Below are 12,035 nucleotides of genomic sequence, written 5' to 3' on the forward strand. Positions count from 1 at the left end.
ACTCGACGAGCGGGGGAGCGGCGGGGAGCGCGCTACGCCGCGAGCGCCTTCCTGATGCGCTGCAGGCTCACGGGGCCCGCGGTGCCGAGCGGCTGCGCGAAGAGGCTCACGCGCAGCTCTTCCAGCAGCCAGCGGGCGGTGACCAGCCGCTCGGCCTTGCCGGTCTCGTCGGCGCTCGCCACCGCATCCGTCACCGAGGGCGCCAGCGGCAGCGTGCCGCCCGCCGCGGTGTAGAGCACCGTCGCCTGCTCGACCTCGCTCATCCATGCGCGGTCGCGGTTCGCGGTCTCGGGCAGCCGCTTCACGCGGTGCTCGATCGCTCGCACGTAGACCTCGAGCCGGCCGAGCCGATCGAGCCCCGTGCGGCTCACGAAGCCGTCGAAGACGAGCTGCTCGAGGTTGGCGCGCGCGTCGGCGAGCGCCGCCATGTGGGCGAGGCTCGCGCCGTCGCGGATCGCGCGGTCGGCGAGCCGCGCGCTCGTCAGGATGCGCGCGACCTGGCTCGCGAGCGCGAACATGCGGTCGACGAGGCCGTCGGCGACGCGCGCCCGGAGCGCCTCGAACTCCGCGACCGTCGCAGGCGGACGCGCGCCGAGCTCGGCGTCGATGATCGCGAGCATGAGGTCGTCGAAGAGGCGGTCGGTCGACGCGTAGGGCGAGGCGCCGAGCGCGAGCTTCTCGGCGCTCGTGAGGTTGGCCTGCACGTAGGGCGCGGGGCTCGGCACCTGCCGGAGCAGCAGCTGCCGCACCGCCGCGCGCTGGTCGCGCTGCTGCGCCTCGCGGGTCGATGCGAGCCGGATGCCGACCGTGCCCTTCCCCGTCACCGCGTAGCCCGGGTAGGCGCGCACCGTGTTGCCGCCCTGCCGCACGTCGATGTGCTCGGGGAGGTCGGTGTCGAATCCCGCGACCTCGTCGCGCTCGAGGTCGCTCGTCACCTTGACGGCCGCCTTCGCCACCTGCGTGCGCGCCTGCCCGGCGAAGCGCCGCTTGAGCGCCTCGAGGTCCTTGTCCTGGCCGAGGCGGCGGCCGCGGGCGTCCTCCACCGCGAAGGTCGGCTTCAAGTGGTCGGGGATGCGTCCCCAGTCGACGTCGCTCGCGGCCGCCTGCACGTAGGCGGTGCGGGAGATGCGCGCCGCGAGCACCTCCGAGAGCGACCGCGCGCGCTCGCCGCCCGCCGGCTCGTCGGGGAGCTCGGCGAGCATGCCGCGCGCCCAGTCGCCGGCCGGCACGACGTGCTTGCGCACGTGCTTCGGCAGGCTCTTGATCATCGCGGTGAGCAGCTCCTCGCGCATGCCGGGCACGAGCCAGTCGAACCCCTCGGGGCTGAGCCTCGGCAGCACCGCGAGCGGCACGTGCACCGTGAGGCCGTCGTCGGCGGCGCCCGGCTCGAAGCGGTAGCTCAGCCGCAGCCGCTGCTCGCCCTGCTGCCACTTCGTCGGGAACGCGCGCGAGTCGACCTGCGGCTCCTCGCCCGTGAGGTCGCGGCGCGTCATCGTCAGCAGGTCGGGCGTCTCCTCGCGAGCCTTGCGCCACCAGCCCTCGAAGCTGCGGGTCGAGACGACGTCGGCGGGGATGCGCGCGTCGAAGAACTCGAAGACCGCCTCGTCGCCGACGAGCAGGTCGCGGCGCCGCTGGCGCTCCTCGAGCCGCTCGATCTCGCGCCGCAGCTCGCGGTTCTTGCGGTCGAACTCCTGCGGGCTGTCCCACTCGCCCTCGACGAGCGCGTGGCGGATGAAGAGCTCGCGCGCGTGCTCCGGGTCGAAGCGCGCGTACTGCACGCGCCGGCGCTCGACGATCGGGACGCCGAAGAGCGTCACCTTCTCGTAGGCGACCGCCGCGCCCTGCTTGCGCTCCCAGTGCGGCTCGCTCACCTGCCGCTTCGCGAGGTCGCCCGCGAGCGGCTCGGCCCAGGCGAGGTCGACGGATGCGACGGTGCGGGCGAAGAGGCGGCTCGTCTCGACGAGCTCGGCGGCCATGACGGCGCGAGGCGGGTTCTTCGCGAGGCCCGAGCCGGGGAAGATCTGGAACCGCGCGCCCCGTGCGCCGACGTACTCGGCGCGGGGACGCATCCGTCGCTTCGAACCCGGCTCGCCGGGCCGCGGGTGCTGCGCCTTCTGCGCCTCGTCGAGGCGGCCGATGCGGCCGAGGAGGCCCGAGAGGAGCGCCTTGTGGACGGCGTCGGCGTCGACGCTCACCGTCATGCGGGCGGGCGGCCAGTCGCCGTCCCCACCCGCTGGACGAGCAGCCGACGCTCCCTCCGCTGGTCGAGCAGCCGGCGAAGTCGGCGTATCGAGACCGGAGCGCTGCGCGCCTCGATACGCGCCTTCGGCGCTACTCGACGAGCGGGGACGACGACCGGAGGGGTCCGGCTTGAGCCCCATCGAGCGCGTGAGCTGCCGCACGACGTCCTGCCACTCGCGCACGCGCAGGAAGCTGAGGTGCTCCGCCTTGCAGAGCTTGCGGAACTGGTTGCCCGAGAGCGTCGCCTGCTGCTCCTGAAGGTAGCGCCACAGGGCGAGCAGCGTGATGAAGTCGCTCTTCGGGTCGACGAACCGCGTGTGCATGCGGTCCGCCTCCTCGCGGCGCTCGAGCGGGCGCTCGCGCGGGTCCTGGATCGTGAGCCCCGCGACGATCGCGATGACCTCGTGCGCGACGTCCGCATCCCGGCCGGCCAGGGCCATCCGCCCGAACCTCGGGTCGACGGGGAGCCGCGCGAGCTCGCGGCCGATGCGCGTGATGTCGCCCTTGGGGCTGATGGCGCCGAGCTCGCGCAGCAGGTCGCGGCCGTCCTTGATGCCGCGCGGGTCGGGCGGCTGGAGGAAGGGGAACTCCTCGAGCGGGCCGAGCCCGAGCGACGCGGCCTGCAGGATGACCGCCGCGAGGTTGGTGCGGAGGATCTCGGGGTCGGTGAACTCGGGGCGGCGGTCGAAGTCCTCCTCGGAGTAGAGGCGGATCGCGATGCCGGGCGCGACGCGGCCGGCGCGGCCCGAGCGCTGGTTGGCGCTCGCCTGGCTGATCGCCTCGATCGGCAGCCGCTGCACCTTGCTGCGCGCCGAGTAGCGCGAGATGCGGGCCGTGCCGGTGTCGATGACGTGCCGGATGCCGGGCACCGTGAGGCTCGTCTCGGCCACGTTGGTGGCGAGCACGACCCGGCGACGGATGCCCGCGCGGGTCGAGCGCTCGAAGACGCGGTGCTGCTCGGCGGCGCTCAAGCGGCCGTAGAGCGGCAGGATCTCGGTGGTCGGGCCGAGCCGGCCCTGCAGCTGGTCCTGCGCGTCGCGGATGTCAGCCTCGCTCGGGAAGAACACGAGCACGTCGCCGGAGTCGTCGCGCGCGATCTCCTGCAGCGCCGCCTCGATGCCCTCGATGGGGTCGAGGTCGACGGCCGGCTCGTCGGGCTCGCCGTCGTCGTCGGCGTCCTGCGGGCCGACGCGCTGCGCCTCCGCGACGAGCGGGCGGTAGCGGATGTCGACCGGGAAGGTGCGGCCGGAGACCTCGATGATCGGCGCGCCGCCGAAGTGGCGGCTGAACGACTCCGGGTCGATCGTCGCGCTCGTGACGATGACCTTGAGGTCGGGTCGCCGGGGGAGGAGCCGCTGCAGGTAGCCGATGAGGAAGTCGATCGTGAGGCTGCGCTCGTGGGCCTCGTCGATGATGATCGTGTCGTAGGCTTCGAGGTCCTTGTCGCGGTGCATCTCGGCGAGCAGGATGCCGTCGGTCATGACCTTGACGCGGGTGTCGGCGCTCACCTGATCGGTGAAGCGCACCTTGTAGCCGACTTCCTGCCCGAGCTCGGTGCCGAGCTCCTCCGCGATGCGCTCGGCGATCGTGCGAGCGGCGAGCCGGCGCGGCTGCGTGTGGCCGATCCTCGATCGGCCGAGCTCGAGGCACATCTTCGGCAGCTGGGTCGTCTTGCCGGAGCCCGTCGCGCCCGCGACGACGACCACCTGGTGGTCGCGGATCGCCGCCATGATCTCGTCGCGCGCGTCGCTGACGGGCAGCTCGGCCGGGTACTCGATGCGCACCCGACCATTCTCCCGTGTCGAGCAGCGTGTCAGCGGCAGGGCCGATACTGTGCTTCGAACCGGGGAGGCGGCCATGGTCACAATGCACATGCTCAAGCGCGAGGACGCGGAACTTGAGCGCCAGGAACTCGAGGCTGAGATCCGATCTGTGCTCGGGACGACCGAGCGCGTGGAACTTCGGCGCCGAAGCATGACAAGCGGCACGACGTCCGAGATGGTCCGCGCGATTCAGCGACTTGCTGAGCTGGATTTCCTCCTGGCTCCTTGATGGACGATTCCGCGCTCGAGGCTGAGGCGCGTTCGTTCGCGGCCGACCTCGCAGCGACTCTCGAGGGCGCGCTCGGGTCCGCACACGAGGTGTCGGTGACGGTGCTCGAGGGGCGCATCTCTGTTCGCCCAGCGGATCCGGCGGGTGTTCCGCTCGCGGCGGACTCTGACGGCGAGACGTTCATGCGTCTGAACTTCAGGTACTCGTGCACTTGGGACGGTCATGGTCAGTTCTTGGCAGTCCAGGACTCCGAGGTGCACGTGCTGAGCGCATGGGACGCTGATCCGTTGTTCAGGTACGAATTCGTCAAGCGACCGGACGGTGGGATCCCGGCAGCCCACCTTCAGATTCACGCGCACCGAGACGCGATCGCTTACGCGATGGGCTATCCAGGATCCGGTTCGCGGCGAGCGAGGCGGCGACTGAAGACTGCCGACGCGGTCCCTCACTTGAGCGCTCTGCACTTTCCACTCGGCGGGACGCGCTTCCGGCCTTCGATCGAGGATGTGTTGCAGATGCTCATCGAAGAGTTCGGCGTGCGCGCGTCGCATCAGTGGAGGGTCGCCCTGCAGGCGGGACGAGCTCGCTGGCGGAAGCTGCAGCTCCAGTCAGCTGTGCGCGACGACCTAGAGGTGGCCGCCGACGTGCTCCGTCTCCACGGCTATCGCGTCGATCGCGAGCGTTCCGACCTGCCAGCGACAGGAGCGCAACTCCTCCAATACTGAACGCGACCGGTGGCCACCGCCCCGCTTCCTCCCAGCCTCCGCAGGCAGGATGCGGAGCATGAACATCAAGGACAACGGACCCAAGCCGAACGTCTTCGACATCGAGACCGCCACGGTCGAGAACGACGCCTACCGCCGCGTCGCCTGGACGGGCAAGCACCTCCAGGTCACCCTCATGTCGATCGAGCCGGGCGCCTCGATCGGCCTCGAGGTGCACAAGGGCACCGACCAGTTCCTGCGCATCGACCAGGGCAGCGGCGTCGTCAAGATGGGCCCCTCGAAGGATGACCTGACCGAGACCGAGGTCGGCGACGGCTGGAGCATCCAGGTGCCCGAGGGCACGTGGCACGACGTCGAGAACACCGGTGACGAGCCGCTGCGCCTCTACACGATCTACGCGCCGACGCACCACGCGCAGGGCATCGTGCAGGAGACGGCCGAGAAGGCCGAGGAGGACGAGGAGGCAGGCCGCGACGAGCCGCCGTCGTGGGTCGAGGAGGTCGACGAGAAGGGCGAGGAGACGGCCTAGCCTTCCCTCGACGCGACGACGCCCGCCGGTCGACCGGCGGGCGTCGTGCTGTCTCGAGAGGACGAGCGGATGCGTTCAGTCGCGACCGGGCGCGTCACTCCGGTCTCCGTCGTCGGCGCGTCCCTCGGGCGCTGCCTCGACGTCGGTCTCGTCAGCGGGCGTGTGGATGTCGGGGTCGGCGCCGATGACCGCGGTGCCGTCCTGCGCCTCCTCGCTCGGCCCGGGCCGGTAGCCGGCGCCCTCGGCGTCGGCGTCCTCGTCGCGTCCCTGGTGGCCCTCCTCGGGAGCGGGGGAGTAGCCGCGCGGCGTCTCGGTGTCGCCGGGGTGCACCTCGGGGATCGTGCCGCCGCGCGTGCCCGCCTCGGGCTGCGCGGCGCCAGCGCCGGTCGACGCACCCGCGACCGCGTCGCTCGCGAGGGTGCCGCCGCGGTTCGCGGCCGGGTCGGAGCCGAGCTCGTCGGCCGTCGGCACGATCCCGTCGCCGAAGGCGGCGGCCGTCGCGGCGGCCGCACCCGCGCCGCCGGCGAGCCCGGCCGAGAGGCCCGCGGAGCCGCGAGCCTCGGCGCGGCTGCGGGCACCAGCCTGGTTGCGCGCGCGCTCGGCCGCGGCGTCGGCGAAGTCGGGGTGCGGCTGTCCGGGCGGCAGGTCGTCGCTGTCGTCGGTGTCGCCGTCGAGCGGGTTGTCGCCGATGAGCGGCGGCAGCTCCTCGCCGAACTCGCCGCGCCGCTCGAGCACGAACACCGCCGAGAGCATCGTGATGATCGAGAGGCCGACGTACGTCCAGCCGAGCACATTGTTGGCGACGAGGCCGAGCGAGTCGGTGACGCGCGCGTAGCTCAGCACGGCGAGCAGCGCGCCGATGCCGATGAGCACGGCGGTGAGCACGACGAACCACGTGGGCCGCGTGCGGCGGGTCGCGATCACGACGCCGATCAGGAGGGCAGCCAGGCCGAGCAGGTAGTGCATGCGGTCAGCCTAGGCGCGCCCGCCTGAGATGGCACGGGGTGCGATCGTCGAGCGCGATCGGCGGATGCGCGGCTACCGTCGAGGGGGACGAGGGGAGCGCCGACGATGCTGACGAGCCGTGGCCGCATGACGATCGCGACGACGCTGGGGGCAGGGCTGCTGCTGACGGGCTGCATGCAGTCGCCGCCGGAGCCGTCGACGAGCCCGGCGCCGAGCACCGCGGCGACGCCGGCGGCGACCGGCGGCGCCGCGGAGCCCAGCGCCTCGCCCTCGGCCGCCCCCGCCGAGCCGAGCGAGCGCGGCGTGCTGGGCCGCGCATCCGTCGACGTGCCGGAGGAGTGGGAGCAGACCGGCGGCGACCAGACGTTCACCCTCCGCTACGCGGCGACCGACAGCCCGAGCTATGAGGCGATCGCGATCGCCGACGGCTTCGGCAGCTTCCAGGGCGCGAGGGCGGGCGTCTCGGTCTTCATCGCGCAGGCGCAGACGGAGATCGAGCGCTTCCGCATCCTCTCGCAGGAGGACATCGAGGTGCCCGGCGCATCGAGCGCCGTGCGCGTCGACTTCACGTTCGGCAGCGCCGACGACCCCTCCGACGGCATGTGGGTCGTCGCGGTCGACGACCGCGACGGGCACGCCATCGCGATCGCCTACTCCGGCGGCGAGGCGGAGGTCGACGACGCCGAGCTCGACGCGGTCGCCGGGTCGGTCGAGCTGCTCCCAGCGCCCTGATGCGACACGCGCGAGGGCACCCGCGTCGGCGGTCGCGCCTACGATGGAGCGAGTGACCAGCCAGCCGATCGCGCGCCCCGAGGGCCCCGCAGACGGCGGCCACTACGGCTCGTGGGCGGCCGACAACCTGCCGCCGCTCTACCCGGATCGCGCCCCGTGGGGCACGGCGCAGCCGCTGCGCGCGTGGCAGCAGGAGGCGCTCACCCAGTACTTCGAGACCGAGCCGCGCGACTTCCTCGCGGCCGCGACGCCCGGCGCCGGCAAGACGACCTTCGCGCTCCGGCTCGCCTCGGAGCTGCTGCGGCGCGGCACGGTGCGCCGCATCACGGTCGTCGCCCCGACCGAGCACCTCAAGCAGCAGTGGGCCGACGCCGCGCACAAGGCGGGCATCCGCCTCGACCCCGACTTCGCGAACGCCGACGGCGACTACCCCCGGCAGTACCACGGGGTCGTCGTGACGTACGCGCAGGTCGCGGCCCGCGCATCCGTGCACGAGCGCATCACCCGCTCGGCGCCGAGCCTCATCATCCTCGACGAGGTGCACCACGCGGGCGACGCGCTCAGCTGGGGCGACGCGGTGCTCGAGGCGTTCGGGCCGGCGACCCGCCGCCTCTCGCTCACGGGCACGCCGTTCCGCAGCGACACCTCGCCCATCCCGTTCGTCGAGTACGTGCGCGACGAGCGCGGCGTGCGCCTGAGCCGGACCGACTACGCCTACGGCTACGAGCACGCGCTGCGCGACGGCGTCGTGCGCCCCGTGCTCTTCATGGCCTACGCCGGCACGATGCAGTGGCGCACGTCGATGGGCGACGAGATGAAGGCGACGCTCGGCCACGGCGACACGAAGGACATCACGAACGGCGCGTGGCGCACCGCGCTCGACCCGGGCGGCGAGTGGATCCAGCAGGTGCTGCGCTCGGCCGACGTGCGGCTCACGCACGTGCGCCAGGCGGTGCCGGATGCGGGCGGTCTCGTGATCGCGACCGACCAGGCCCAGGCGAGGCAGTACGCGCAGCTGCTGCGCGGCATCTCGGGCGAGGAGCCGACCGTCGTGCTCTCGGACGACCCGGGCGGCTCGGATCGGATCGAGGCGTTCTCGAAGGGCACGCAGCGGTGGATGGTCGCCGTGCGGATGGTCTCGGAGGGCGTCGACGTGCCGCGGCTCGCGGTGGGCGTCTACGCGACGAGCTCGGCGACGCCGCTGTTCTTCGCGCAGGTGATCGGCCGCTTCGTGCGCTCGCGCCACCGCGGGGAGGTCGCGACCGTCTTCCTGCCGTCCGTGCCGCCGCTGCTGACGCTCGCGGCGGAGCTCGAGCGGCAGCGCGACCACGCGCTCGACCGCGAGCAGCCCGACGACCAGCTGCTCGAGGACGACCTCATGGCCGCCGCAGAGAAGGGCGACAAGGACGACCGGGAGCCGGCGCCCTTCACGTGGGAGCCGCTCGAGTCGAGCGCGACGTTCGACCGCGTGCTCTTCGGCGACGCCGAGTTCGGGCAGCTCGTCGAGCCGGCGACCGAGGAGGAGATGGACTTCATCGGCATCCCCGGCATCCTCGACGCCGAGGAGATCTCCGACCTGCTCAAGCGCCGGCACGCGCGGCAGGCGGCGCGCATCCGCGAGCGGCCGCCGTCGCAGGAGGCGCCCGAGCCGCTCTACCGCAACATGCGCGAGGAGCGGCAGCTGCTCAACTCGCTCGTCGCGATCGTCGCGAAGCGGCGCGGCGAGGCGCACGCACTCGTGCACGCCGAGGCCCGGCGGGTGTGCGGCGGCCCGCCGGTGGCGCAGGCCTCGATGCAGCAGCTGCGCGACCGCATCCACTACCTGCGCCGGCTCGTCGACCGGCGCTGACCGCCGCGGTCAGCCCTGCGGCACGATCGTGCGGTGCAGCACCTGGTGGTCGCCCGGCTGCAGGTCGACGCCCGTGACGCGGCGGGCGCGCTCGAGGTCGGCCGCCGCCTCGAGCCGCACCACGCGCACGTCGCGGAGCCCGTCGGCCGTGATGCCGACGACCTCCTCGCCGATCGACTGCGGGTCGGACGGGGGCGCGTAGCCGTTCGCCGCCGCCCACTCGGCGACCCGCGTCGGGACGCTCGCGTCGCGCACGTAGGCGACGGAGAAGTCGCCGGTGCTCGGCTCGCCGTCGAGCGGCAGGCGGTAGCTGAGCGAGCAGAGGATGCCGTCGGCCGCGAGCATGCCGGTCGGCTCGAACCCGGTGCGCAGCTCGGCCTGAGCCAGCTGCTCCTCGTAGGTGCCGCCCCAACTGATGGTCGTGACGCTCTCGGGATCGATCGCCGTCGCGTCGGCGCACGGGGTGCCGTCGGCGAAGTCGAGCTGCGACCCGCTCGGCGCGGCGGTCGAGGTCGCCGAGGGCGTGGGCGTCGGCGTCGAGGTTGGCGTCGCGGTCGGCGTCGCGGCGGGGGTCGACGTCGGCGCCGCCGTCTGCGCCGGGGTCGCCTCGGCGCAACCGGTCAGCAGGGCGAGCGCCGCGGCGGCGACGAGCAGCGAGCGAGTGGTGGAGCGCACGTGCGGCCTCTCGTGACGGGCGCGGACCCGCCGCGCGCTGGTCCTCCCAGTGTGCGGTCGCGAGGTGCCCGCCGGGAGCGCCGCCCGTAACGATCGCGCAACGGCGCGCTGGGCTCATCCGTCGCTCACAGGTGCAGCGTCGGATCCATCCGCTGGTGGAGGATGCGGACCACGTCGATGCCGTCGCCGCGCGCGACGTAGAAGAGCAGATGGCTGCCGATGCCGTAGCGGCGATATCCCTTGCGGATCTCGTCGCATGCCCGGCCGCGGCCTGGGTCGCCAGCGACTCGCTCGATCGCGGCCCAGATCTCGCCGACGTATCGCTCAGCTTGCGCGGCATCCCAGCGCTCCTCGGTGAAGTCCCAGATCTGTGAGAGATCGCCCTGCGCGGCGGGGGTGAGGCGGATGCGCGTCACGGCTTCTTCGACGCCACGAACGCGTCGAAGTCGAACGGCTCGGGCGCGCCGCTCCGCTCACCCTCGATGAGCGCGGCTCGCATCGCGGCGACGCGCGTCTCCTGGTCCTCCAGCAGCCGGAGGCCGGCGCGGATCACCTCGCTCGCGGAGCGGTACCGGCCGGACGCCACCTCTCGAGCCAGAAAGGCCGCGAAGTGATCGTCGAGGCTGACTGAGGTGTTCTGAGCCACGCGTCCACGGTACCAAGAATTGGTATGTCCGGCACGCTCAGTGCGGCATCGTCACCGAGTGCGTCACGTAGATGTCGTCGATGTCGGCCCCGGTGTAGCGCATGATCGTCTCGGCGTTCCCGAGCGAGGGCTGCGTGCTGTCGAGCGGCGCCCAGAAGAGGCTCCGCTGCGACCCGTCGGCATCGGCGGGCGGCGCGTACTGGAGGTAGCCCGGGCCCTCGGAGACGGCGGCGTAGCCGTTCGCCGCGGCCCACGCCTCGAGCCGATCGAACGCGGCGTCGTCGCGCTCGACGAGCGCCTCGGCGATGCGCACGACACCGCCGGCCGGGTCGTCGAGCGGGTTCGAGAAGGTCGAGACGCAGATGACGTCGAGGCCCTCGAGCACCGCCGGCGGCTCGAAGACGGGCTGCGCGTCGGCGGCCGCGAGCTGCTCGGCCTCGGTGCCCTCCCACCACACGAGGTGCGGGCGGTCGAGGATGAACTCGTCGCCGCAGTACGCCGCCGCGGGCTCGGGCTCGGGCTCGGGCGCGGCGCTCGGCGTGACGCTCGGCCGAGGGGTCACCGTGGGGGTTGGCGGCTCGCCGGTCTCGGTCGGCGGCGGGGTGGCGGATGGGCTCGGTGACGCCGATGGCGTCGGCGGCGCGGAGTCGCCGGGGGCGGGGCCGCTGCACGCGGCGAGCGCGAGCGCGAGCGCGACGAGCGCGAGCGCCGCGCGGTCGCGCAGGCGGGCGGCGGAGGCCGGATTCGACCGAGGCATCATGCGCTCCTTCGGCATGCGCACCGACTGCCGCTCGGCCGTGACGCGGTGGCATCCAGTGTGCTCCCGAGCTCGCCCCGCGGCGGTCACGATCCGGCGTCGATTCGCGCAGTCGCGGCTCAAGCGCACCCCAGCGGATGCGCTGGCTCACTTGGCGGCGTCGCGCTCCAGCATGACGGCGATCGCGACCGCCTTCGCGGCGTCGATGTGCTCGCGCATGACGGCCTCGGCGCGATCGGGGTCGCGCGCCGCGACGGCCTCGAAGATCGCGCGGTGCTCGTCGGCCGCGTCGGAGGAGCGGCCCGGGCGCCGCGAGGTGAGCGAGCGGTACCGGTCGGCGTGCGCGCGCACGATCCGCAGCAGGTTCTCGGCGAGCTGGTTGCCGCTGATGCGCTGGAGCTCGTCGTGGAACTCGGCGCCGAAGCGCACGACCTCGACGTGGTCGTCGCGCAAGCGCTCCATGAGCACGATGAGCCGCTCGAGCGCCTCGACGTCGGCCGCCGTGAGCCGGCGTGCGGCGTCCGCCGCGATGAGGCCCTCGAGCCGCGCGCGCACGTCGAAGACGTGCTCGAGCTCCGCGACCGACACGGGCGCGACCATCGTGCGGTTGGAGCCGCGCCGCACGGCGAGCCCCTCCAGCACGAGCGAGCCGATCGCCTCGCGGACGGGGGTGCGGGAGACGCCGAGCTGCTCGGCGAGCTCCGGCGCCGAGAGCGGCGCGCCGGGCTCGAGCCCGCCCTCGACGATGAGCGCGCGGAGCTGCTCGTACGTCGAGGAGCCCGCGCTCCGGCGGCGCCAGCGATCGTCCATGGCGTCATGATGCCACGGAATGCACATCTGCGTACTTGTGCATCTGCATGCAG

General features: G+C 73.1%; 12 protein-coding genes. 5 read left to right on the forward strand and 7 right to left on the reverse strand.

Translation table 11 applies throughout. The features are described 5' to 3' along the window. Nucleotides 1-32: 32 nt before the first annotated feature. Nucleotides 33-4,100, reverse strand: a complete 4,068-nt coding sequence (gene hrpA, locus H508_RS0109570) for an ATP-dependent RNA helicase HrpA (protein ID WP_084155268.1) — start codon at nt 4,098-4,100, stop codon at nt 33-35. A 13-nt stretch (nt 4,101-4,113) separates the two neighbouring features. Between hrpA and H508_RS0109575 the strand changes: the two genes are divergently transcribed. The 3 genes from H508_RS0109575 to H508_RS0109585 are packed head-to-tail and all read left to right on the forward strand — an operon-like array spanning nt 4,114 to nt 5,547. Beyond that, nucleotides 4,114-4,293: a hypothetical protein gene (locus H508_RS0109575; RefSeq protein ID WP_156906053.1), complete on the forward strand. Its 180-nt coding sequence runs from the start codon at nt 4,114-4,116 to the stop codon at nt 4,291-4,293. Then, on the forward strand, nt 4,293-5,018 hold the full coding sequence (locus tag H508_RS15645; protein WP_051223163.1) for a hypothetical protein: 726 nt from the start codon (nt 4,293-4,295) through the stop codon (nt 5,016-5,018). The genes H508_RS0109575 and H508_RS15645 overlap by 1 nt, the downstream gene beginning before the upstream one ends. Nucleotides 5,019-5,076: 58 nt before the next feature. Continuing rightward, nucleotides 5,077-5,547, forward strand: coding sequence for a cupin domain-containing protein (locus H508_RS0109585; RefSeq protein ID WP_026373892.1), 471 nt, complete (start codon nt 5,077-5,079; stop codon nt 5,545-5,547). Between the two features lie 75 nt (nt 5,548-5,622). Here the strand turns inward: H508_RS0109585 and H508_RS15650 are convergent, their stop codons facing one another. Continuing rightward, the gene (locus tag H508_RS15650) at nt 5,623-6,513 is read right to left on the reverse strand and encodes a hypothetical protein (protein WP_035254698.1); all 891 of its coding nucleotides are present in this window, start codon (nt 6,511-6,513) and stop codon (nt 5,623-5,625) included. Nucleotides 6,514-6,639: 126 nt separating this feature from the next. On the opposite strand from H508_RS15650, the gene H508_RS15655 reads away from it, so the two are divergent. Together H508_RS15655 and H508_RS0109600 are read left to right on the forward strand one after the other, a co-directional pair. Further along, nucleotides 6,640-7,245: a hypothetical protein gene (locus H508_RS15655; RefSeq protein ID WP_035254699.1), complete on the forward strand. Its 606-nt coding sequence runs from the start codon at nt 6,640-6,642 to the stop codon at nt 7,243-7,245. Nucleotides 7,246-7,288: 43 nt separating this feature from the next. Then, nucleotides 7,289-9,094 (forward strand): DEAD/DEAH box helicase, encoded by a 1,806-nt coding sequence (locus H508_RS0109600; protein ID WP_051223166.1) that lies wholly within the window; start codon nt 7,289-7,291, stop codon nt 9,092-9,094. 9 nt (nt 9,095-9,103) lie between these two features. Here H508_RS0109600 and H508_RS17700 read toward each other — a convergent pair whose 3' ends face one another. The 5 genes from H508_RS17700 to H508_RS15660 all read right to left on the reverse strand — a co-directional run bounded on the left by H508_RS17700 (nt 9,104) and on the right by H508_RS15660 (nt 11,982). Further along, complete coding sequence (locus H508_RS17700; protein WP_026373894.1) at nt 9,104-9,769, reverse strand: hypothetical protein; 666 nt, start codon at nt 9,767-9,769, stop codon at nt 9,104-9,106. A 125-nt stretch (nt 9,770-9,894) separates the two neighbouring features. Continuing rightward, a complete protein-coding gene (locus tag H508_RS0109610) occupies nt 9,895-10,185 on the reverse strand; it encodes a type II toxin-antitoxin system RelE/ParE family toxin (RefSeq protein ID WP_026373895.1) in 291 nt (96 codons plus the stop codon). After that, nucleotides 10,182-10,415 (reverse strand): type II toxin-antitoxin system ParD family antitoxin, encoded by a 234-nt coding sequence (locus H508_RS0109615; protein WP_026373896.1) that lies wholly within the window; start codon nt 10,413-10,415, stop codon nt 10,182-10,184. The genes H508_RS0109610 and H508_RS0109615 overlap by 4 nt, the downstream gene beginning before the upstream one ends. Before the next feature lie 37 nt (nt 10,416-10,452). Then, nucleotides 10,453-11,172 carry a hypothetical protein gene (locus H508_RS0109620; protein WP_156906054.1) on the reverse strand — a complete coding sequence of 240 codons (720 nt, stop codon included), beginning with the start codon at nt 11,170-11,172 and terminating at the stop codon, nt 10,453-10,455. Nucleotides 11,173-11,319: 147 nt separating this feature from the next. After that, nucleotides 11,320-11,982 carry a GntR family transcriptional regulator gene (locus H508_RS15660; protein WP_051223168.1) on the reverse strand — a complete coding sequence of 221 codons (663 nt, stop codon included), beginning with the start codon at nt 11,980-11,982 and terminating at the stop codon, nt 11,320-11,322. Nucleotides 11,983-12,035 lie beyond the last annotated feature (53 nt).

It is taken from the genome of Agrococcus lahaulensis DSM 17612 (assembly GCF_000425105.1).
GTDB classification, from domain to species: Bacteria; Actinomycetota; Actinomycetes; order Actinomycetales; family Microbacteriaceae; genus Agrococcus; species Agrococcus lahaulensis.

Bases quoted from the DNA above. Each gene is read 5' to 3' on its own strand.
- H508_RS15660 (WP_051223168.1), bottom strand. From the start codon at position 11,982: ATGGACGATCGCTGGCGCCGCCGGAGCGCGGGCTCCTCGACGTACGAG.
- hrpA (WP_084155268.1), bottom strand. From the start codon at position 4,100: ATGGCCGCCTCCCCGGTTCGAAGCACAGTATCGGCCCTGCCGCTGACA.
- H508_RS15645 (WP_051223163.1), top strand. From the start codon at position 4,293: ATGGACGATTCCGCGCTCGAGGCTGAGGCGCGTTCGTTCGCGGCCGAC.
- H508_RS0109585 (WP_026373892.1), top strand. From the start codon at position 5,077: ATGAACATCAAGGACAACGGACCCAAGCCGAACGTCTTCGACATCGAG.
- H508_RS0109620 (WP_156906054.1), bottom strand. From the start codon at position 11,172: ATGCCTCGGTCGAATCCGGCCTCCGCCGCCCGCCTGCGCGACCGCGCG.
- H508_RS0109575 (WP_156906053.1), top strand. From the start codon at position 4,114: ATGCTCAAGCGCGAGGACGCGGAACTTGAGCGCCAGGAACTCGAGGCT.
- H508_RS0109600 (WP_051223166.1), top strand. From the start codon at position 7,289: ATGGAGCGAGTGACCAGCCAGCCGATCGCGCGCCCCGAGGGCCCCGCA.
- H508_RS15650 (WP_035254698.1), bottom strand. From the start codon at position 6,513: ATGCACTACCTGCTCGGCCTGGCTGCCCTCCTGATCGGCGTCGTGATC.
- H508_RS15655 (WP_035254699.1), top strand. From the start codon at position 6,640: ATGACGATCGCGACGACGCTGGGGGCAGGGCTGCTGCTGACGGGCTGC.